Origin of the sequence: Rhizobium sp. RU36D (assembly GCF_900176345.1) — a bacterium.
Classification (GTDB): Bacteria; Pseudomonadota; Alphaproteobacteria; order Rhizobiales; family Rhizobiaceae; genus Allorhizobium.
The window spans coordinates 220,196-239,150 of the sequence record NZ_FWXU01000005.1 but is presented as its reverse complement, the minus strand read 5'-3'; the positions used below and the strand labels follow the sequence as shown (position 1 = coordinate 239,150).

The following is an 18,955-nucleotide window of genomic DNA, read 5'->3' as shown; positions in this document are numbered from 1 at the left end:
TTGGACCGTCAAATCGGGAGACGGTCATGGCTCAAGTTCACGCATCTCAGGCATTCCAGGCGGCATCGGCTCTGCGCCATGCGTCGGAAGCTTCGGTCACTGCCTTTTGCGGCAGCCCTGCGTCGGTCCAGTTCCTGCCCCCAGAGACGGAAATCTTCGCGCAGGGCGAATGCTGTGGCAAACTCTACAGGGTCGAATTCGGCGCTGTCCGGGTCTATCGCCTGCTCTCGGATGGTCGTCGCCAGATATCGGCCTTTCATCTCACCGGCGAAATTTTCGGTTTCGAGACGGACACGGTCCATCAGTTCTTTGCTGAGACCCTGTGCAGCACCGGCATCAGCACGTTGCGCCTGACCTCGGCCCGCAACGACATGGCTTCGGAACTACTGCCGCTCGCCCTCAAGAGCCTGGTTCGGACACAGCAGCATCTGCTGGTTCTCGGTCGCCAGAATGCACTGGAGAGAATCGCGGCGTTCCTCCTGGATATGTCCGAGCGCCAAGGTGACCTTCAGCCGATAGAATTGCCGATGTCGCGCATCGACATGGCCGACTATCTGGGACTGACAATCGAAACCGTATCGCGCGCCTTGTCGCGGCTCAAGAAAAGCGGGGTTATCCTGATGCCGAGCCTTCGCAGCGTCGAAATCGTGAAATTGCAGACTTTGCAGAGCATGGCGGGTTGAGGACAAACAAGGGATACCGGGCAGAAGCGACGGATCGGACGCTCTATCGGTGCAGTGGCATCATGTGGAAACCGATAACCAAAGCCCCTTTCGGGCACGACCTGGAGATCGCGGTCATTGACGGCGATGGTCCTCACGCGCTCGTTTTTCCCTGCCGTCGCTCGCTTGCCGGCTGGGTCCGCTCCGAGACGCGCGAACTGGTGGATGTGTCCCCCACCCATTGGCGTCCCTGGGAACAGAGCGAGAGTGCGAAGATGGCCGGCGACGAGCAAGGCCTGGCCATGGCGACAAGCCTGCAAGAGCAGACGGACGGCTAGATCCGCAGAAGCGGCGGCCAGCACTTCTTCACTCGATCGTAGCCCAGGCGGCCTGCATGGCTTCGAATAGCTGGGCATATTGAGCAGCACTGCGTTCCCATGAGAAGTCCGTTTTCATGGCCTGCCGCTGCAAGTTGATCCAGCTCTCGCGGTCCTGATAGGCATCGCAGGCGCGCCGAATCGCTTCGCGCAGGCCGAAGGCGTCGATCGGGTGGAACTGGAAGCCCGTGGCGACGGCGCGCGCCATGGCGGCGTCATTGGCATCGATGATGGTTTCAGACAAGCCGCCGGTCCGGCCCACCAGTGGAACGGCGCCGTAGCGCATGCCGTAGAGCTGGGTCAGGCCACAGGGCTCGAAGCGCGAGGGTTGAACAAGCACATCACAGCCAGACACGATCAGGTGGGCCAGGTGCTCCGTATAGCCCACATGCACCCCGACATGCTCCGGGAACCGGGCCGCACAGCTGCGCAACTCCGCCTCTATGTCCGGATCGCCCTGGCCACAGACGACAAGCTGTCCGCCATGGGCGACGATCTCTTCCGCCGCCTCGGCAAACATATCAGCACCTTTCTGCCAGGTGAGCCGGGTCAGCGCCGCAAAGACTGGCCCGCCTTTATCGGGTAATCCCACATGGGCAAGGACCGCCGCGCGGTTTGCATGGCGCCGGGACAGGGACCTGACGTCATATTGCCTTGGGATCAGCGGGTCGCTTGCGGGGTTCCAGATATCCGTATCGATGCCGTTGACGATGCCATAGAGTACTGTCCGCCGAGCCTGTAGCACGCCATCCAGCCCCATCCCCAAGTCCGCTGCAAGGATCTCCCGCGCATAGGTGGGACTGACGGTGGTCACGACATCAGAGGTGACCAGACCGCCCTTGAGATAGCCAATTCCGCCATAATATTCGAGGCAATCGATGCCGAAGGCCGACGCGGGGAGACCAAGGCGATCACCGATTTCGGGGGAGAACTGGCCCTGGAATGCGAGATTGTGGATGGTGAACATGACCGGCAGCGAACTGCGGAACCGGTATCGCAGATAGACCGGCGTCAATGCCGTCTGCCAGTCATGGGCATGGACGATATCGGCGCTTTCCGGCGGCAGATGGCCAAGCGCGATGCAGGCGCCGGCGAGAGACAGAACGGCAAATCGCAGCCAATTATCGGGATGATCGCGGCCGTCAGGACATATATAGGGTCCGCCCGATCGCTCGAACAGCTCCGGGATTTCCAGGATCAGCAGATTGAGACCGTTGAGGGACGCTCTGGAAACACGAGCTTCGTGGCCGAGAAGGTCTGGGAGCGTGCCGACCTCGGTCCGGCCCTGCAAGCGTTTCAGGACCTGCGGGTAGCCAGGCACAAGGGTGACCACCTCAATACCTTGGGCGCCCAAGGCCTTGGGAAGGGCGCCCGCAACGTCAGCCAAACCTCCCGTCTTGATAAGGGGAAAGACCTCCGAAACAACCGATAGAATCTTCATAACTGGCCAGACAACGCTTCAAAGGAGGCAAACGGGAGGAAAGTTTGGCGACTTGCCCCTCATGAAGCTGAGGCGAGTGTCCAGCCTGGCTGGCCGGGCTTGCGTTTGGGGCGCGCGGAAAGAACGACACGCTTGATCGAAAGAGGAATGACCGGTGCACGGGCGGCTTTGGCGCGCGCCTGGACGCGCTCGACGGCCATGGCCCAATGGCGATCATGCTGTCCGGAAGGGCAGCCTTCGGACTGCCAGATAAGATAAGCCTCCTTGCTGACCAATTCATCAAAATTAGACATCAGTACCCACCCCTTTCAAACCCATATCTCTACATCATCATCTGCTCGAAATGCTAAAGCAGGATGAAGCGAGCCGAGGCGTTCTTTGCACGCCACAGCCCCCGCTTTCGCTTTCACGTCAGCAGAAGCAACTCTGCTAAACGGAACAACCCGGAGCTTTGTTCCCTTCAAGATGCGGAAATGATGGAGAGGATGTTGGGTCTGTCGAATGTCAGGTGCCGACGGCCAAAAATCCATCTAGGGCGCGCTTTGCTCTTTGTCAGACGTCCTTGCCCGATCGCTTCAAAAAAATCGGATCGCGCCGCACCGCAGATGGTCCGCGTGGGGCCTGCTGACGTAATGGACAGCAAGGAGATACCCATGCCCACAACGTCGACCACCCTCACGCGCATCCTGACTTTCGCAGGAGCGGCCCCGTTCTACCTCGCCTCGATCCTGATGCTGTCAGGGCTGCAGCCGGACTGGGCGACGCGGGCCTTTCTGGCCTATGGTATGGTCATTGCGAGTTTCATGGCCGGCGCGCTGTGGGGCATGACCCAGAGAGATGAAATCCCGTCGCTGATGCTTCTTGTCGTGAGCAATATCGTCGCGCTGGCGATATGGGCAGCCGCGCTCATGCCAAATGTGATTGTATCTCTAACGGTCCAGTTTACCGCCTTCATCATGCTCCTCATCGCGGATACCGTGCTGTTGCGCGGCGAGCCGTCGCTTTCCTGGTATCTCAGGCTGCGCCAAAAGATTACCATCGTGGTCGCGCTGGCTTACGTCGTCTTCGCGCTATCCCTCTATGTCTCTGGCGCCGCATAAGCCCGCAGCCCACCAACCCCGTGCGGATCGTCCGAGGGAAACCCAATGAACAGGCCTAGAATTGCAGTTATTGGCGCCGGCATGGCCGGATTGACCTTTGCCAGGACGATAAAGCCCCATGCCGACGTCACCGTCATCGAGAAAAGTCGCGGGCTCGGTGGACGCATGGCAACACGCCAGACGGAGAACGGCAGCTTTGACCACGGCGCGCAGTATTTCACGGTCCGGGATCCCCGTTTTGCATCGGCCCTTGCGGCGGACATCGACGATGGCAGCGTTCAGCCATGGCCTGATCGGGTCATTGGCATCGCAACCGATGGGAGACGCCATGAGCGCCCCCAATCCGGGCCAACTTATATCGCCGTCCCTGGCATGACCGCGCTCGCCAAATCATGGGCCAAGGGGCTGGATATCCAGCTCAATCGGACTGTCAAAGGGATTGCCGGAACGGCCGGAGCCTGGATGATCGAGACGGATCAAGGACCACTCGGGCCATTCGACTGGGTCGTATCGACAGCGCCAGCACCTCAAACAGCTGCTTTGATGCCACTCGGGCCTGTTGAGATGGCAGCGTGCCAATCGGTTTCCATGCAAGGTTGTTTCACGCTCATGCTGACGGTGAAAACCGGGCAAGACCTGCCGGATGAGCCATTGCGCTTCGATCATCCTGTGCTTGGCTGGCTTGCGGTCAACGACACAAAGCCGGGACGCGCGAAAAGCGGCCACGTCGTCCTCCATTCGAACAATGCGTGGGCAGATGCAAACCTCGAAAGGCCTCCGGACGCCGTCCGCGACGACCTTCACGCTGCGCTCGTTACCGTGGTGGACATTCCCGGACTGTCGCAGCCCGAAAACGTGACGATCCATCGGTGGCGATATGCGAATGTCTCAAAACCGTTAGATCGACCGTTCATCCTCGACCGCGAGCGGGGACTCGCGGCGTGTGGCGACTGGTGCATCGGCAATCGGGTAGAAGCCGCGTTCGTCAGTGGGTTGGAGCTTGCGCATGCCCTCGCAGACTTGCCGTGAAGCGCGGGACCGGCTTGCTGAGATAGGCAGAGCCGGCAATCACAAAGCGCCAGGGATGGTCGATGGCCTTGCTGATGCCGATGCGTGGACAGGCAATAAGCGGCGGTTTCAGTGCTGGAGCGATGAGGGCAAAAGGCGCCGATAGGATCGACGCGCCATTCATGTCGAGGTTGACGTTGAGGGCCTGGCATAGGTTGCCCGGCCCCGCACAAAGACGGCGCTGATCTGCCGTTCCGCGACGTACCATCATGGCGTTGATGCCGTGAGTGGGTTGCAGCGCGCGGATCAGCACCGCACTTCTGGGCTCACAGACAATGTTCACGCACCAATGAATGCCGTAGGATCTGTAGACATAGACCCCGCCAGGGGCGCCGAACATAGCTGCGTTGCGAGGGGTCTGCCCGCGAAAGCTATGCGACGCCTCGTCATCGCGACGATAGGCTTCGGTCTCGACGATGACGCCGCCAACCCCCTCCACGAGTAGAGTCGCCCCAAGCAATTCCGCCGCGACAGACACGGCATCCCGGTTGAAGAAGGCCAGGTCCACGGACATGCGGACTCTATGGCTCAGGCCGCGGGCCAGAGATGTTTGTGCAGACGTGCGGCGATGAACGGCGTTGCCAAAGCGCCCATCCGGCCCAACCCCATTCGGCGAGCGAACTGGCCGACCACGAATGTCAGGGCGACCACCGAGAGATTGCGTAGCCAGAGGTTCGAGCGTCGCGGCGCGGGGACTTCGACGTCTTCCATCTCTTCTAGCCGAATGCGCAGATCTTCGATCTTACCGCGCAGCACCGCTATTTCTCGTCGGATCGCTCGATCCTGAGGCGTTTCAGTGGACTGGCCATCATCCAGATCATCAAGATATTCGCGAACCTGTCCGGGACCGTCGAAGCCTTTAATCCTTGTATTGCTCATACCTGCTCTTCCTTGTTGATCTCGGATATCTTGCCTAACCGCCCCTTAGACCGGCCAAGCCGTAGCGAAAACCTTGAGGGCCCGGAGTTGTTCCCACCTCCCGTGTCCTCGACGTTCAGCGTCCCTATCAGTCGTCACAGAAGGGCGAGTCGCATGTCCGGCGGCTGACGAGCAGCAGGCTCCTATCCGGCTGAATGACATAGGTTTCCATGACGCGGCGGCCCTGCCGGTCTCGGAACTCGTGAGGCACCTGACTGCCAATCGGAGCCTTTGTCAGGCGTGACGCCGGCTGACCGCCATAGGTGATGCTGCCGGGAATGGGTTCCAGAGCACCGACCGAGGTGCCGTAGCCCGTTGTACAGCCTGCAATCGGCAGCATCAGGGCCAGGAGCGCAATAACCGTCTTCATGTTCAACCTCATCTGGTTCGTTTTCAGCGCCCACAGCGGCCACCGACGGGAGCTTTCATGAAAGCAAAAACCCGCTGACGCGGACGTTGTTCCCCGCTCCCAAGCCGAGCTTGGCGTAGCGCGGATTTGGCAGCCGCCCATGCACGCGGAACCCAAAGGCTCTCCCACCGTTTTCGGTCCACTGGCACCGCGGGAGCAGGATAGCGTGAGCACTCTGGAAGACAAAATCCAATTCGCCGTCCTCAAGAAGGCTGGCCTGATCTATGTGAGCGACCAGGAGCCGGGCATATCGCGCGAGCGCCGCGGCAAGAATTTCTGTTACCGGCTGCCAAGCGGCGATCTTCTGACGGACCCGGAGGTCAGAACACGCATCAAGTCGCTCGGTTTGCCGCCAGCCTATGACAATGTCTGGATCTGCCTCAAGGAAAACGGCCATCTCCAGGCGACCGGTCTGGATGCAAGGGGCCGCAAGCAATATCGCTATCACAATGACTGGCATATGCTGCGGGACGAGAAGAAGTTCGACGAACTCAGCGCCTTCGGCCAGGCACTGCCGGTTATCCGGCGCCGGGCGGCGCGAGACCTGGAACGCCACGCCGACCCACAGTGCCTCACCCTTGCGGCGCTCGTTCTGCTGCTGGACACCAGCTATCTGCGCGTCGGAAACAAGACTTACCGCGATACAAACGGTACCTACGGTGCCACGACCTTGCTGAAAAAGCATGTGCGCTTCGGTGCCGATCTTGAACTTAGGTTTGCGGCCAAGGGAGGCCGTAAAATTCGCCGTCGGCTGCAAGCACCGAAACTGCAAAAGGTGCTGGAGCGCATCGCCGGGCTACCAGGGCGGGAGCTGTTTGTCTGGCAGGACAATGCGGGTCAGTTGCATTCCGTGGATGCGGGCCATCTCAACCGCTATCTGGGCGAGATCGGCGAAGGAGGCTTCTCGGCAAAGACATTTCGCACCTGGGGCGGAACGCTGGCGGCCTTCTCACGCGCCATGGCGGAGATCAAGCAGGGGCAGGCGCCGACCGTGAAGGCCCTAACCCATGCGGCGTCCGAGGAGCTTTTCAACACGCCCGCCGTCTGCCGCAAGAGCTACATTCATCCAAGCGTTCTGTCACTTGCGACCGATGCGAGCCGGGCGGAGATATTGGCCGCCCAACTCCGGGTTTCCGCGGCGGCGATACGCGGTCTCTCGGCGTCGGAACGGCGCCTCCTCGCCTACCTGAATGCAGGCTAGCGGAACCAAATGACGAGGTGGCGGCAAACCGGATATTCGCCGCCACCGTGTTCATCCCTAGGGCTTCAAGCCTAGAAGCTTGATGGCATTGCCATGGTAAAGCTTGGCTCGGGTTTCCTCGGACACATCAAGGCTATCGAGAATGCGGAGCGTTTCGCGAATATACATCGGCCCTCCTTCGGGGTCGAAGGGCGCGTCGGATGCAAAGAGAACATGGTCTTCACCGAAGAATTCCATGGCATGCTCGATGGCCTTGCGCGAACCGAAGCTTGCGGTATCGGCATAAAAATCCTTGAAGTAGTCGAGATGCGGACGTTTCAGCGCCTTGGTGACACCGGAGAGGTCGCGATCGCTGGTGCGCTTGCCCATCTGGTCCCAACCGGCACCGACACGGCCTTCGAAATAGGGGATCATGCCGCCGGCATGGTGCGTAATCACCTTCAGGCCCGGGAACTTGTCGAACATCCGCGAAAACACCATGCGCGACATCGTGGCCGAACTCTCGTAAGGCCAGCCGAGCGTCCACCAGATTTCATACTCCGACCGGTCTTCCGTCTCATAATCCGAGAATTTCTGGGTCCGGGCAGGATGCAGCCAGATCGGCTTGCCGGCCTTGGCCATGTAATCGAAGAAGGGCTCGAATTCCGGCAGATCGACCGGCTTTCCGTTGATATTCGTGAAGATCTGCATGCCGACAGCGCCCAGATCCTCGATCGCCCGGCGGCATTCCTCGACGACGGCGTCGGGATTGTTCATCGGTGCGGTGCCGATAAAGGCGGGAAAACGATCGGGATATTTCTGGCACAGTTCCGCCATCGCATCCGAGCCGATACGCGACAGTTCCAGGGCGCCATCGGGTCCAGCGAACTTCTCCAGGGGCGGCGACGCCAGCGACAAGATCTGCTGGTAATCGGCCCCGAACATATCCATCACCTCAAAACGACGGTCGAGGTCCGTCATCATCGGCACTTCGCCGGAACGCCTGGTCATATCGGTCATCGTGCCGATATGACGGATCAGCGCGTCGAAAAACGGCTGCGGCCAGATGTGGTTAAAGACGTCGATCTTTCTCATGGGTGCGCTCCTCCTCGCATGGCTCCAGTGCCAGCAAGGTGATGGGAGGCAGGAATGAAGTCAACAAAAATCTCATTATATGAGATAAAATGAGATCTACTTGCCTTTGGACAGGGTGAGCGTGCGGCTGAGGTCCGCGGCCGCCTTGCGCACATCGTCGCTGATCGCGTCGATCGCTTCGCCGTTCACGAGACTGCCCGAGATTGTCAGGCCGAAGCTTCCCATCGGGCTTTCGCCGCCGTCAAAAAGCGGCGCGGCAATACCGACGACACCGGGCGTGACCTCACCGAATGCCACGGCGACACCCGCCCTGCGGACCCGCTTCAACGCCTCCAGCACCTCGGCTTCGCCATGACCGAAACCCACGGCAGCGAGCTCATCGAGCAGCGACCGGACGACCGGAAGCTGCTGTCGCCGGGACAGGAAGGCCAACACCGAGCGGCCAATCGCGCCGCGACCAAGCGGCATCGGACGCCCTCGTGGGTAGCTCGTCACCGGTTTTTCGGCCGAATTTCGCGAATCGATGCACAGAATCTTGGCTCCGTACCAGCGTGCGAGCAGGGCTGTGCATCTGTAGCGCGCGACGAGGCGCTCCAAATGTTCGGCTCCATGCAAGGCCAGCGGATCGGATTTTCTCAGCAGATAGTCCATTTCCACGACGCGTGGGCCGAGCGTGAAGGCCCCTGATGATGCTGATACCAACAGGCCGGACTCCTTCAGCGTTTTCAGATAGCGATACAGCGTCGGTCGGGAATAGCCCAAGCTCGCCATCAGCTCCTCCGGCGTCCATTCCAGGCGGTCTTCGGTAAAGACGTCCAGGACGGCAAGGATCCGCTCAAGGCTGTTGGAGGCGGGAATGTTCAATATCTTACTGCCATATGACGAAGCCGATAAAGGCCCTTGCTGCCGCGAAAATCGCATAAAACGAGATTTTTGGACCGGAGGCAAGGTTGCCCATACCGCAGCCGCATTGTGGAAAACCGCGACCGCCTCGACCCACTTCGCAAAGACGGATAAAATGATCGGCGAGCGGGGAGCCAGCATGTCGACAAAAGACCAGAAGCCCGGAGAGTGGACCCAGCGCCGCATCCAATCAATCGAAGTTGGATTTCAAGTCATCAGGGCCATGGAAGCCGCCAACGGCCCCCTGCCCTTGCGGGATATCGCCGCCGCGGCCGGCATGCCGCCCAGCAAGGCGCATCTTTACCTGGTCAGCTTCATCAAGGAGGGCATCGCCTTTCAGGATCCGGTGACGGGGCATTATGGTTTCGGCCGCTTTGCCGTGCAACTTGGGCTCTCGGCCATCCGCCAGTTGGATGTCGTGGCCTTCGCCCGGGAGGAACTGTCGGCGCTGCAACAGGCGACCGGGTTCGCCACCTATCTCTCGCTCTGGGGCGATCGGGGACCGGGCATCGTCTCGAAGGTGGACGGCGAAAGACAAGGGTCGCTCGCCGTGCGTCTCGGCTATGTGCTGCCGCTCCTCACCTCCGCGACCGGTCAGGTTTTCCTGACCTATCTTGATGAGGCTGAAACCGCGGCCGTGCGCCAGGACGAAATGGCCGCCGCCCGCCGCGAAGCGCCGGATGATGCCCAATCCCTGGCGCCGCGGGTGACGACGGCGCGGGACATCCAGAAGATCGTGGAGACCGTTCGCCGGCAGGGTTATTCCATGACCATCAACAGCATCAATTCCAGCTTTGCGGCCATCGCGGCACCGGTCTTCGACTATAGCGGCGCCATCGTTGCAGCCATGACCGTGCTCGGCTCCGACAAGCAGATCGCCGGTCCGCGCATGACCTCGACGACGGAGGCCTTGATTGCAGCCGCCGGGCGGCTGTCGGAGCGGCTCGGTGCAGGGACCCGGGCCGCCGAGGCTCAGGTTGCCATGACATCGAAGACACGGCGACCGGCGGAGAAATAAACAGGCCCTGGCCATCGGCAGGTCCAACCGAGACAGGCAATTGCGATATCGCAGGCCTCCTGATATGCAGATGCTGCATTTGGGAGGAAGCGAAATGAGCGAAACGATGATCGAGGTCTGGCGCGGCAGCGTGCGCCAGTGGGAACTGGACGAAATGGGCCACTGGAACACCCAGTTCTATGCCGCCCGGTTTCATGAGGCGCTGGTCGTTCTTTTCGGACTGTCCGGCATGCCGGGTCTCTATTCGCCGCGATCCCCTTCGACCCTGAGCTATGATGAGAGCCATATCCGCTTTCACCGCGAGGCGCATGCGGGCGCGCCGCTGCATATCACGGGTGGATTCCTCGGCGTCGAAGAGAGCACAGCGACGATCGTCCTCGTCATGTATCACAGCGTGAGCGGGCAGGTCGCAGCAACATTCCGGGTCAGGGTCTCCCATGTCACGGCTCCCGAAGGCACCGTGACACTGCCATGGCCGCCCGCATTCACGGAGGCTGCGGCGTCACGGCGTGTCGATCTTCCCAAGGAGGCTCAGGCCCGCAGCACCGGCGATGATCCGGTCGTCATGACCGCCGCGCGACATCGGGCCATGGAACTCGGCCTCAAACGCACCGCGATCGGGCTGATCGAGCAGGATGCCTGCGATGCATTCGGCCGCATGGGCCTGCAGAAATTCATCGGCGCTGTCGGCAATGGGGTGAAGCAACTGACCGGCCCCCTGCATGCTATCGTCGCCGAAAACGCTGTTGCGCCAACCGGCAAGATCGGCGGCGCTCTACTGGAGTTCCGCATCCTCAAAGGCAAGACGCCGCGCCTTGGCGACTGTTTCGAGATCTGGGCCGGCCTGCAGCGGGCAGACAAGCGCGTGATGCACCTGGTCTTCTGGATGATCGATCCCATTACGGGCACCGTCTTTGGATCGATGCAATCCGTCGCCGTCGTCTTCGACATCGACAGGCGCGGGATCATCGATATTTCCCCTGCCGCTGAGGCAGCGCTTTTACCGCATCTTGTCGCCGGGCTGGATCTGTAGGAAGGAGCCACCAACCCAAGTCACCATAGCTTGACGCTCCTGAGCTTCCGATCAGAAGTGGGAGGCGCCACACGCCCGGCACGGCCAACCCAACCGTCCCAAATGACCTGCATTGACTTTTGTCAGCGTTGATGAATTATGTCAGTGCTTATCATGCTTAGGGACAATGATGCCGATCCGTGCCGCCGACCAGATCATCCACAAGGCCGCCTGGCTTTATTATACCCATGGCCTGCGCCAGGATGAGGTAGCCCAGAGGCTGGAAATTTCGCGGGCATCGGTGGCCATGTATCTGCGCCGCGCCCGCGAGATGGGCATCGTGACGATCACAACGTCGTCGGAACTGTTTTCGGATGACGTCCTTGCCCGTGAGCTGGAGGACGCGACCGGGCTGACGACCGTATGGATCGTTCCCGAGGACCGACAGGCGATGAACCCGGCCGCAGAAATGCCTGTTGTTGCCGCATCCGTTTTCCTCGAGCTCATCAACAAGGGTGACCGTGTCGGTGTCGCCTGGGGCCGCACCGTCTATCACATCGCCGATGTCATGCCATTCGCTGATTTGCGCGGTGTCACGGTGGTGCAGCTCTGCGGCAATCTCGGCGCGCCCTATTCCTATCGTCCCGATCAATGCACGACGGAAATCGCCCGCCGCCTGAATGCCGAGGGCATCAACTTCTATGCGCCGCTCGTGCTGTCCTCGGAGCGCCTGGCGGAGGAACTGCGCGGCGAGCCTGTGATCAAGGAGCAGTTGGCCGCCATATCCGACTGTGAGTTGGCGCTTTATTCCGTCGGCGGCATCGAGGATGACAGCCACCTCGTCAAATGTGGCGCCCTTTCGGCGCAGGACATGCATGACATGGGGGAACAGGGCGCCGTGGGCGTCATTGCCGGGCAGTTGATCGACCACGACGGAAATTGGATGGATTGCGCGCATAACCGCCGCTGCATTTCTGCCGATCTCGATTCCATCAGGGCCATCCGCAAGCGTATGCTGGTCGTGCAAGAGGACAACAAGTTCGCGCCGCTGATCGCCGCGCTGAAAGGCGGTTTCGCCTCGCATCTGATCCTGACAAGCTCAATGGCGCGGCGGGTCCTGGACCATTGGAAACAGCAGGGTTTCGGCAAGATCGGTTCGAGCAAGGCTTGAATTTGAGGAGTTTTGGCCCGCCGTTTCCGGCCGGGCCGGTATATCGGGAGGCTTAAATCAATGGAAAATCTCTGGCGCGACGACGAAGCGGAAAAGATCGTCGCCGGCTATGCCGCCAAGGGTATCAATCGCGACCTGGCGCTACGGACCTATACGACGCGCCTGCTGGGCGGCGAGCCGCGGCTCGTCTTGCACGGTGGCGGCAATACCTCCGTGAAGACCGAGATGACCGATTTGGTCGGGGATACCCATGCGGTGCTTTGCGTCAAGGGCAGCGGCTGGGACATGGGCACCATCGAGCCGCCGGGTCTGCCGGCGGTCAAGATCGCCGCGCTCCTGAAAAGCCGCAAGCTGGACAAACTGTCAGACGAGGACATGGTGACGCTGCTGCGCGCCAATCTTCTCGACCCCGCAGCGCCGAACCCATCCGTGGAAGCGCTGCTGCATGCCTTCCTGCCGCACAAGTTCGTCGATCACACCCATTCCACCGCCATCCTTGCCATCGCCGATCAGGCGAAGAGCCGGGAGATGAGTGCTGAACTCTTCGGCAAGAAGATGGGCTTCGTGCCCTATATCATGCCGGGCTTCGCGCTGGCCAAGGCGGCGGCCGAGGTGTTCGACCAGGACCCGACCGTAGAGGGACTGATCCTCGACAAGCATGGCATCTTCACCTTCGCCGAGACGGCGAAAGAGGCCTATGACCGGATGATCCACTATGTGACGATCGCCGAAGACCACGTAAAGAAGAATGGTCGAAACCCCTTCACGCCAGCGGCCCTGCCAAAAGACTTGGCAAGCGCCGACGACATCATGCCCCTGCTGCGCGGCGCCGTCGCTGTCGACAAGGGCGAAGGTCGATACGACCGCATGGTCAGCGTCTTCCGCAGCTCGGCTGACATCCTTGACTTCGTCAACGCACGCGAAGTCCGCGACATGGCGGCGCGGGGCGTGTCCACGCCTGATCTGTCGATCCGCATTAAGACCGGGCCGATGGTCCTGCCGGCGCCGGAAAAGCAAGGTCTCTCGGGATATCGCGCCGTTATCGATGAGCATGTCGCCCGGTTTGTGGCCGATTACACCGAATACTTCCGCAGCAATGATGCGCGGGACGATGTGAAGCGCACGATGCTGGACCCGATGCCGCGCCTGACGCTGGTGCCGGGTCTCGGCATGTTCGGCCATGGCCGCACCTACAAGGATGCGATGATCGCCGCCGATGTCGGGGAGATGTGGATCGAGGCGGCCCGCGATGCCGAATCCGTCGGTCGCTTCGAGCCGGTCAGCCGGCCCGATCTGTTTGACCTCGAATACTGGTCGCTGGAACAGGCAAAGCTCGCAGGCGCAAAACCCAAACCCTTTACCGGCCAGGTCGCACTGGTCACCGGCGGCGCAGGCGCAATCGGCGCGGCCGTCGTGAAGGCCTTTGCCGCCGAGGGCGCCCATGCCGTGGTGCTGGATCTCGATGGCGAAAAGGCGTCTGCGGTGGCAAAGGCCGCGGGCAACAATTCCATCGGCATCGCCTGCGACATCACCGATCCGGCCTCCGTGCGTGCCGCCTTCGACAAGGCTGTGGCGACCTTCGGTGGCGTCGATATCGTGGTGTCCAACGCCGGCGCCGCCTGGGAAAGCCCGATCGCAACCATGGACGACGCGCTGCTGCGCAAGAGCTTCGAATTGAACTTCTTCGCCCACCAGACCGTCGCGCAAAATGCGGTGCGCATCATGAAGGCGCAGGGCACCGGCGGCGTCCTGCTGTTCAATGCCTCGAAGCAGGCGGTCAATCCCGGCGCAAAATTTGGCGCTTACGGCCTGCCAAAGGCAGCGACGCTGTTCCTGTCGCGGCAATATGCCCTGGAGCATGGCGCCGACAGTATCCGGGTAAACGCCGTCAACGCCGACCGCATCCGCTCCGGCCTGTTGAATGACGAGATGATCGCCAACCGCGCCGCCGCCCGGGGCCTGTCCATCAAGGAATATATGGGCGGAAATCTGCTCGGTCTGGAGGTCACGGCGGAAGACGTCGCCCGCGCCTTTGTGCATCAGGCGCTCGCCGAACGCACCACCGCCGACGTGACAACCGTCGACGGCGGCAATATCGCAGCCGCCATGCGCTAAGTTGTGTTGCGGAGGCAGGGCTTGACCCTGCCTTCCGCGATGCAGGCAGTGTCGGGTGACCGCCTCTAACCGCCCAACCTGTCGGCCAGTCGCACCATCAAGTCCATGCGCTCATGGAAGATCGCGATGATCAGGGCTGGCGCCTTTTCACGCGGCAGGCAGAAGATGTAGTGGTGCTCGCAACGAGCCATGCGCAGCGCGGGGTGTAGGGCGTCAAGCCTCTTGAACACGCCCTGTCCGGCCGCGACGCGGACGACTGCCGCTTCCAGCTTGGCCACATAGATGCGCAGCTGCGCGTCGCCCCATTGTTTTCGCGTGTGGCGGATGATGGCACGCAGATCAGCTTCCGCGTCATGGGTAAGAACGTAGCTCAAGCGGAGCCGCGTCCAGCCAGTTCCTCGTCAAGAATCTGGTTGATGCTCTTGTCCGAGACCCTTCCAGCCATCCCGGCCTTGATCCGGTCACCCAGGACGGATTTCAGGTCCTGCCAAGCCTGGTCGGCATCGGTATCGCCGGGAAAGAGACGCTCAAGCGCATATTGCTTTATCGTCTTTCCCTCCAAGGCAGCAAGCGCCTTGAGGCTCTGGTGCTGCTGGTCGGTCATGTCGATCGTCAGGCGGCTCATGCGGACTACCTCGCTAGTTCCCACATCCCCACATTAGCACATATACGGGCGGCGTGCCAATCTGGCCCCAACCGCCATCGCAACAGACAAACGTCCATGAATAAAAAAATGGGGGCGGCCCGGCGGACCGCCCCCTTTATCTTGTCGTTCCGTAAAGCTCAGGGCTTCGGCATCCAGGCGGGCATGGCCACATCGGCATGGGCGAACTGCGGCAGCTTCGCACCAAGCTCTTCCATGTTCTTGATGTCCTGGTCGTTCAAATCCTTCTGGGTGATCAGGGTCGGCGGCACGATGACCTGCTTGCCCGGATCTTCACCAGCCAGCGACATCGCCAGCGCGCGGACGGAGACCTGGCCGACGACAGCCGGGTTGGTGGCGGCGGTAGCGACCCAGGCGGAACCGGGCTCGCGCATGGCGGCGATGTCGGATGTGGAGATGTCGGCGGAATAGATCTTGACGCTGGAGGTCAGCCCCGCCTCGTCGACAGCGATCTTCACGCCCTTGGCGAATTCGTCATAGGGGGCGAACATCACGGTGATATCGGGATTGGCCGAAATGACCGAACGGGCCTGGTTGGCGACGGAATTGGCGATCGGGTTATCCATCGTGCCGAACTGGGCGGCTTCATTGATGCCAGGATACTTCTTCTTGAATTCCTTCCAGGTCTCGTCGCGGCGGTCGAGCGGGGCGATACCGGCAACATAAACGTAGCCGGCCTTGAAGCTTTCGCCATTGTCCTTGATCGCCTGCTCCAGCGCCAGGCGCGCCAGGTCGCGGTCGGACTGCTCGATCTGCGGGATCTTGTCGTTTTCGACGTTCACGTCAAAGGCGACGACCTTGATGCCGGCATCCACGGCGCGCTGGGCGGCTTCCTTCATGGATTCCGTCAGGCCGTGCTGGATGATGATGCCCTGCACGCCAAGCGCAATCGCCTGGTCGACCATGTCGGCCTGGAGAGCAGCATCCTGGCGGCTGTCGAAGACCTGAAGCTGGACGCCGAGTGCCTTGGCCTGGGCCTCAACGCCCGAGAGATAGGACTGGAAAAAGTCACCGGTCGAGAGATAGCGCACGAGCGCAATCTTCACGTCGCCCGGCTTGTCGAATGGCTTGGGCATGTCGGCCGCGAAAGACGGGCCGGCAAATGCCACGGCGCCCATCAGTCCCAATGTCAGCTTGCCCAGAGTTCTGCGAGAAATGCTCATATCAGTCTCCTCCACTTGTCTATCTTGGTTATCCGCTGCGGCCTCCCGCCTCAGCGTTTGCCTCTTTTCGAGAGCGCAAAGGTGAATATCAGGGCGATCACCAGCACGGCGCCCTTGATGAAATCCTGGGTGTAGTAAGGCGCATTCATCATCGTCAGGCCCTGCAGCAGGATGCCGACAAAGAGGGCGCCGATGGCGGTGCCGAAGGCGTTGGGCTTGGCGGCGCCCAGCACGGCAAAGCCGATCAGTGCAGCGGCGACCGCATCGAGAAGCAAATTGTTGCCGGAGGCAATGTCGCCGCGGCCGAGCCGTGCGGCCAGCAGGATGCCGCCGATCGACGCAAACACGCCCGAGATGATGTAGGCGGAAATCTTGTAGGCATTGACGGGCGCTCCGGCGAGTGCAGCGGCACGCTCATTGGAACCGACCGCATACATCATCCGCCCGAAGCGCGTGTATTCCAGGAAGAACCAGATGACGATCGCCAGCACGATCAACACGACCACCGACACCGGCACGAGATTGGGCAGGATGAAATCAAACCGATGACGCCCAAGTGCCAGGAAGGCGGGGCTGAAGGCACCCGTGGCGGTCGAACCGTCGGGCAGCGACATGCCGGTGGCAATAGAACGGCCCTCCGTTGGAATGCGCTGGAGGCCGAGCAGCAGGAACATCATGCCAAGCGTCGCCAGGAGATCCGGCACCCGCATATAGACGATGATGATGCCATTGATGAGGCCCACGAACACGCCGACCGCCAGGCAGACCAGCGTTGCCGTCAGCGCATCGCCACCCATCACCACCATGACATAGGAAGAGGCCATCATGGCCGTCGTGGCGACCGAGCCGATCGATAGGTCGAAGCCGCCGACGACCAGCGTCGCCGTGACGCCAAGCGCCAGGATCCCGGTGATCGAAACGGATTGCAAGATGAAGACAGCACTCTGCGGCGAGGCGAACCCGCCGGTGACCAGGGAGAAATAAACCACCATGCCGACGAGCAGCACCAGAAAGCCGTATTTGATCGCGGCCTCCCGCATGCTGAAGGCAGCGGGTGGGACAACACCTGTCGTGGCGGATTTGCTCTGTTCACTCATCATCATGCGCTGACCTGTTGATAGAATTGCCCGGCGATCTCCTGGAGCAGCCGGTCCACATCGATATCGGCGTTTCGGTGCGCGCCAACGATGGTCTGTTCCGACATGACGAGGATCCGGTCTGCGACCTCGAAGGCCTCGTCGAGTTCGGTCAGAAAGATAATTGTGGACCGCCCCGAGGCAGACGCCCGTAGCTTCTCGCCGATGTCGCGCCGGGCCGCGATGTCGACGCCCTGGAACGGTTCGTCGAGAATGAGCAGCCGCGAGGGCTCCGACAGCCAGCGACCGACCATGACCTTCTGCTGGTTTCCGCCCGAAAGGGTCTGCATCTCGTCCCGCTCCGTGCGGCAGACGACACCCAGTTCGGCGATCTGCCGCCTGGCCCGCGCCCTTTCGGCCCGCCGGCTGGAGATGCCGAGCGACGACAGGCGGCGCAGGAATGGCAAACTGATATTCTCGTAGATATTGAAATCTGGCACGATGCCGCTGATGGCGCGATCCTTGGCGACGAGGAAGACGCCCCGGTCGATCGCCTGGCCCGTCGTTTTCGGGGCATAGCGTCTGCCGTCCAGGGTCATCTCACCCGCAGCAGGCGGGCGAGCACCAAACAGCGTTTCAGCAAGCGCCGTCTTGCCGACACCGACAAGCCCTGTCACGGCAACGATCTCACCATCCGCGAGATCGAAGTCGAAGGGCCGCGTATGCTCGGACAGCTTCAGTCCACGCGCGGTAAAGACAGCCGGGCCGCCCTCGCGCATGGCGATGGCGCCCGCTGAGACCTTGCGGCCCAGCATGGCATTGACCGCACCCTCATAGTCTAGGTCAGGCCCCTCGAAGCGGCCGGTGATCCGGCCATCCCGCAAGGACAGGATGCTGTCTGCCAAACGGCGGATATCGGACATGCGATGCGAGATATAGAGGATGGCGACGCCACGGGCCTTGAGGCGATCGACCAGTTCGAACAGCCGATCCGCCTCGGCACTGGAAAGGGACGACGTCGGCTCGTCCAGGATCAGCACCCGGGGCTCATGGGCCATCGCCCGGGCAATGGCGACCATCTGCCGGTCGGCAAGCGTCAGGTCATTGATATTGGCGGCGAGATCAATGTGCAGGCCCATGCGGGAGGCAACCGCGGCAGCCTCGCGCCGCACCCGCCTCGGATTGAACAGCAAGCGCGCACCGCTGCCATTGAGCCGGTCCAGGGTGAGATTGGTGGCGACATCGAGATCGGCAACGACGCCATCATTGATATTCTGGTGAACGGTGACCACGCCCGCCCGGATAGCCTCAGCCGGCGTCGCCGGATCGAACGCCTGTCCCGCAAGCGTGATCCTGCCGCCATCACGGGTGTAAACACCTGAAAGGATGCGCACGAGCGTCGACTTGCCGGCGCCATTGGCACCCATCAACACCGTTACTGCGCCTGCCTTGAGGTCGAGGTCAACACCCTGCAGGACCGTGACCGGCCCAAAGGATTTGCGCACGTCCTCAATGCGAAACACTGCCTGTTCGCTCATTCTCTCCTCCCAATGCCATCAGGTTAGGATGACCATTCATCAAAT

The 18,955-nt window shown here is 61.4% G+C and carries 21 protein-coding genes; 9 read left to right on the top strand and 12 right to left on the bottom strand.

Annotated features, from left to right (window positions below):
* Window positions 1–26 precede the first annotated feature (26 nt).
* Both B9A97_RS08820 and B9A97_RS08815 read left to right on the top strand, forming a co-directional pair.
* On the top strand, window positions 27–683 hold the full coding sequence (locus B9A97_RS08820; RefSeq protein WP_084364854.1) for a helix-turn-helix domain-containing protein: 657 nt from the start codon (window positions 27–29) through the stop codon (window positions 681–683).
* Between the two features lie 62 nt (window positions 684–745).
* Entirely contained in the window at window positions 746–1,000 is a 255-nt protein-coding gene (locus B9A97_RS08815) for a hypothetical protein (protein WP_084364852.1), read from the top strand.
* 28 nt (window positions 1,001–1,028) lie between these two features.
* On the opposite strand, the gene glgA is transcribed toward B9A97_RS08815, so the two are convergent.
* Window positions 1,029–2,480 (bottom strand): glycogen synthase GlgA, encoded by a 1,452-nt coding sequence (gene glgA, locus B9A97_RS08810; protein ID WP_084364850.1) that lies wholly within the window; start codon window positions 2,478–2,480, stop codon window positions 1,029–1,031.
* 59 nt (window positions 2,481–2,539) lie between these two features.
* Window positions 2,540–2,773: a DUF2934 domain-containing protein gene (locus B9A97_RS08805; RefSeq protein WP_084364848.1), complete on the bottom strand. Its 234-nt coding sequence runs from the start codon at window positions 2,771–2,773 to the stop codon at window positions 2,540–2,542.
* A 360-nt stretch (window positions 2,774–3,133) separates the two neighbouring features.
* Between B9A97_RS08805 and B9A97_RS29765 the strand changes: the two genes are divergently transcribed.
* Together B9A97_RS29765 and B9A97_RS08795 are read left to right on the top strand one after the other, a co-directional pair.
* Window positions 3,134–3,580, top strand: coding sequence for a DUF3429 domain-containing protein (locus B9A97_RS29765; RefSeq protein WP_179145250.1), 447 nt, complete (start codon window positions 3,134–3,136; stop codon window positions 3,578–3,580).
* A gap of 45 nt (window positions 3,581–3,625) precedes the next feature.
* Window positions 3,626–4,609, top strand: a complete 984-nt coding sequence (locus B9A97_RS08795; RefSeq protein WP_084364845.1) for an NAD(P)/FAD-dependent oxidoreductase — start codon at window positions 3,626–3,628, stop codon at window positions 4,607–4,609.
* Here B9A97_RS08795 and B9A97_RS08790 read toward each other — a convergent pair.
* From B9A97_RS08790 to B9A97_RS08780, 3 genes are all read right to left on the bottom strand, one after another.
* The gene (locus B9A97_RS08790) at window positions 4,566–5,162 is read right to left on the bottom strand and encodes a DNA-3-methyladenine glycosylase (protein ID WP_084364843.1); all 597 of its coding nucleotides are present in this window, start codon (window positions 5,160–5,162) and stop codon (window positions 4,566–4,568) included. The genes B9A97_RS08795 and B9A97_RS08790 overlap by 44 nt on opposite strands.
* Before the next feature lie 14 nt (window positions 5,163–5,176).
* On the bottom strand, window positions 5,177–5,527 hold the full coding sequence (locus B9A97_RS08785) for a hypothetical protein (protein WP_084364841.1): 351 nt from the start codon (window positions 5,525–5,527) through the stop codon (window positions 5,177–5,179).
* A 127-nt stretch (window positions 5,528–5,654) separates the two neighbouring features.
* Entirely contained in the window at window positions 5,655–5,936 is a 282-nt protein-coding gene (locus B9A97_RS08780; protein ID WP_084364839.1) for a hypothetical protein, read from the bottom strand.
* 205 nt (window positions 5,937–6,141) lie between these two features.
* Here B9A97_RS08780 and B9A97_RS08775 point away from each other — a divergent pair, with 205 nt between their 5' ends.
* Entirely contained in the window at window positions 6,142–7,176 is a 1,035-nt protein-coding gene (locus tag B9A97_RS08775) for a DNA topoisomerase IB (protein ID WP_244564162.1), read from the top strand.
* Window positions 7,177–7,233: 57 nt separating this feature from the next.
* On the opposite strand, the gene B9A97_RS08770 is transcribed toward B9A97_RS08775, so the two are convergent.
* Together B9A97_RS08770 and B9A97_RS08765 are read right to left on the bottom strand one after the other, a co-directional pair.
* Window positions 7,234–8,250 carry an amidohydrolase family protein gene (locus tag B9A97_RS08770; RefSeq protein ID WP_084364835.1) on the bottom strand — a complete coding sequence of 339 codons (1,017 nt, stop codon included), beginning with the start codon at window positions 8,248–8,250 and terminating at the stop codon, window positions 7,234–7,236.
* Window positions 8,251–8,346: 96 nt separating this feature from the next.
* A complete protein-coding gene (locus tag B9A97_RS08765; protein WP_244564161.1) occupies window positions 8,347–9,294 on the bottom strand; it encodes an IclR family transcriptional regulator in 948 nt (315 codons plus the stop codon).
* On the opposite strand from B9A97_RS08765, the gene B9A97_RS08760 reads away from it, so the two are divergent.
* The 4 genes from B9A97_RS08760 (at window position 9,293) to B9A97_RS08745 (ending at window position 14,469) form a co-directional block, all read left to right on the top strand.
* Window positions 9,293–10,171 (top strand): IclR family transcriptional regulator, encoded by an 879-nt coding sequence (locus B9A97_RS08760; RefSeq protein WP_084364980.1) that lies wholly within the window; start codon window positions 9,293–9,295, stop codon window positions 10,169–10,171. The two genes, B9A97_RS08765 and B9A97_RS08760, sit on opposite strands and share 2 nt — an antisense overlap.
* Window positions 10,172–10,265: 94 nt before the next feature.
* Complete coding sequence (locus tag B9A97_RS08755) at window positions 10,266–11,204, top strand: acyl-ACP thioesterase (RefSeq protein ID WP_084364831.1); 939 nt, start codon at window positions 10,266–10,268, stop codon at window positions 11,202–11,204.
* A 169-nt stretch (window positions 11,205–11,373) separates the two neighbouring features.
* The gene (locus B9A97_RS08750) at window positions 11,374–12,354 is read left to right on the top strand and encodes a sugar-binding transcriptional regulator (protein WP_084364978.1); all 981 of its coding nucleotides are present in this window, start codon (window positions 11,374–11,376) and stop codon (window positions 12,352–12,354) included.
* 60 nt (window positions 12,355–12,414) lie between these two features.
* Window positions 12,415–14,469 carry a bifunctional aldolase/short-chain dehydrogenase gene (locus B9A97_RS08745; RefSeq protein WP_084364829.1) on the top strand — a complete coding sequence of 685 codons (2,055 nt, stop codon included), beginning with the start codon at window positions 12,415–12,417 and terminating at the stop codon, window positions 14,467–14,469.
* Window positions 14,470–14,534: 65 nt separating this feature from the next.
* Here B9A97_RS08745 and B9A97_RS08740 read toward each other — a convergent pair whose 3' ends face one another.
* The 5 genes from B9A97_RS08740 to B9A97_RS08720 form a co-directional block, all read right to left on the bottom strand.
* Window positions 14,535–14,843: a type II toxin-antitoxin system RelE/ParE family toxin gene (locus B9A97_RS08740; protein ID WP_084364827.1), complete on the bottom strand. Its 309-nt coding sequence runs from the start codon at window positions 14,841–14,843 to the stop codon at window positions 14,535–14,537.
* Window positions 14,840–15,094, bottom strand: coding sequence for an antitoxin (locus tag B9A97_RS08735; protein WP_084364825.1), 255 nt, complete (start codon window positions 15,092–15,094; stop codon window positions 14,840–14,842). Before B9A97_RS08735 ends, B9A97_RS08740 begins: the two co-directional genes overlap by 4 nt.
* A 158-nt stretch (window positions 15,095–15,252) precedes the next feature.
* Window positions 15,253–16,296 (bottom strand): substrate-binding domain-containing protein, encoded by a 1,044-nt coding sequence (locus tag B9A97_RS08730; protein ID WP_084364823.1) that lies wholly within the window; start codon window positions 16,294–16,296, stop codon window positions 15,253–15,255.
* A 50-nt stretch (window positions 16,297–16,346) separates the two neighbouring features.
* Entirely contained in the window at window positions 16,347–17,396 is a 1,050-nt protein-coding gene (locus B9A97_RS08725; protein WP_084364976.1) for an ABC transporter permease, read from the bottom strand.
* Window positions 17,396–18,910: a sugar ABC transporter ATP-binding protein gene (locus tag B9A97_RS08720; protein WP_084364821.1), complete on the bottom strand. Its 1,515-nt coding sequence runs from the start codon at window positions 18,908–18,910 to the stop codon at window positions 17,396–17,398. The genes B9A97_RS08725 and B9A97_RS08720 overlap by 1 nt, the downstream gene beginning before the upstream one ends.
* Window positions 18,911–18,955: the final 45 nt, after the last annotated feature.

What these genes read in the sequence shown, in the direction of transcription:
- B9A97_RS08795 (WP_084364845.1), top strand. Translation starts at nt 3,626, where the DNA reads ATGAACAGGCCTAGAATTGCAGTTATTGGCGCCGGCATGGCCGGATTG.
- B9A97_RS08765 (WP_244564161.1), bottom strand. Translation starts at nt 9,294, where the DNA reads ATGCTGGCTCCCCGCTCGCCGATCATTTTATCCGTCTTTGCGAAGTGG.
- B9A97_RS08820 (WP_084364854.1), top strand. Translation starts at nt 27, where the DNA reads ATGGCTCAAGTTCACGCATCTCAGGCATTCCAGGCGGCATCGGCTCTG.
- glgA (WP_084364850.1), bottom strand. Translation starts at nt 2,480, where the DNA reads ATGAAGATTCTATCGGTTGTTTCGGAGGTCTTTCCCCTTATCAAGACG.
- B9A97_RS08755 (WP_084364831.1), top strand. Translation starts at nt 10,266, where the DNA reads ATGAGCGAAACGATGATCGAGGTCTGGCGCGGCAGCGTGCGCCAGTGG.
- B9A97_RS08730 (WP_084364823.1), bottom strand. Translation starts at nt 16,296, where the DNA reads ATGAGCATTTCTCGCAGAACTCTGGGCAAGCTGACATTGGGACTGATG.
- B9A97_RS08815 (WP_084364852.1), top strand. Translation starts at nt 746, where the DNA reads ATGTGGAAACCGATAACCAAAGCCCCTTTCGGGCACGACCTGGAGATC.
- B9A97_RS08750 (WP_084364978.1), top strand. Translation starts at nt 11,374, where the DNA reads ATGCCGATCCGTGCCGCCGACCAGATCATCCACAAGGCCGCCTGGCTT.
- B9A97_RS08735 (WP_084364825.1), bottom strand. Translation starts at nt 15,094, where the DNA reads ATGAGCCGCCTGACGATCGACATGACCGACCAGCAGCACCAGAGCCTC.
- B9A97_RS08790 (WP_084364843.1), bottom strand. Translation starts at nt 5,162, where the DNA reads ATGTCCGTGGACCTGGCCTTCTTCAACCGGGATGCCGTGTCTGTCGCG.
- B9A97_RS08785 (WP_084364841.1), bottom strand. Translation starts at nt 5,527, where the DNA reads ATGAGCAATACAAGGATTAAAGGCTTCGACGGTCCCGGACAGGTTCGC.
- B9A97_RS08725 (WP_084364976.1), bottom strand. Translation starts at nt 17,396, where the DNA reads ATGATGAGTGAACAGAGCAAATCCGCCACGACAGGTGTTGTCCCACCC.
- B9A97_RS08745 (WP_084364829.1), top strand. Translation starts at nt 12,415, where the DNA reads ATGGAAAATCTCTGGCGCGACGACGAAGCGGAAAAGATCGTCGCCGGC.
- B9A97_RS08780 (WP_084364839.1), bottom strand. Translation starts at nt 5,936, where the DNA reads ATGAAGACGGTTATTGCGCTCCTGGCCCTGATGCTGCCGATTGCAGGC.
- B9A97_RS08805 (WP_084364848.1), bottom strand. Translation starts at nt 2,773, where the DNA reads ATGTCTAATTTTGATGAATTGGTCAGCAAGGAGGCTTATCTTATCTGG.
- B9A97_RS29765 (WP_179145250.1), top strand. Translation starts at nt 3,134, where the DNA reads ATGCCCACAACGTCGACCACCCTCACGCGCATCCTGACTTTCGCAGGA.
- B9A97_RS08760 (WP_084364980.1), top strand. Translation starts at nt 9,293, where the DNA reads ATGTCGACAAAAGACCAGAAGCCCGGAGAGTGGACCCAGCGCCGCATC.
- B9A97_RS08720 (WP_084364821.1), bottom strand. Translation starts at nt 18,910, where the DNA reads ATGAGCGAACAGGCAGTGTTTCGCATTGAGGACGTGCGCAAATCCTTT.
- B9A97_RS08770 (WP_084364835.1), bottom strand. Translation starts at nt 8,250, where the DNA reads ATGAGAAAGATCGACGTCTTTAACCACATCTGGCCGCAGCCGTTTTTC.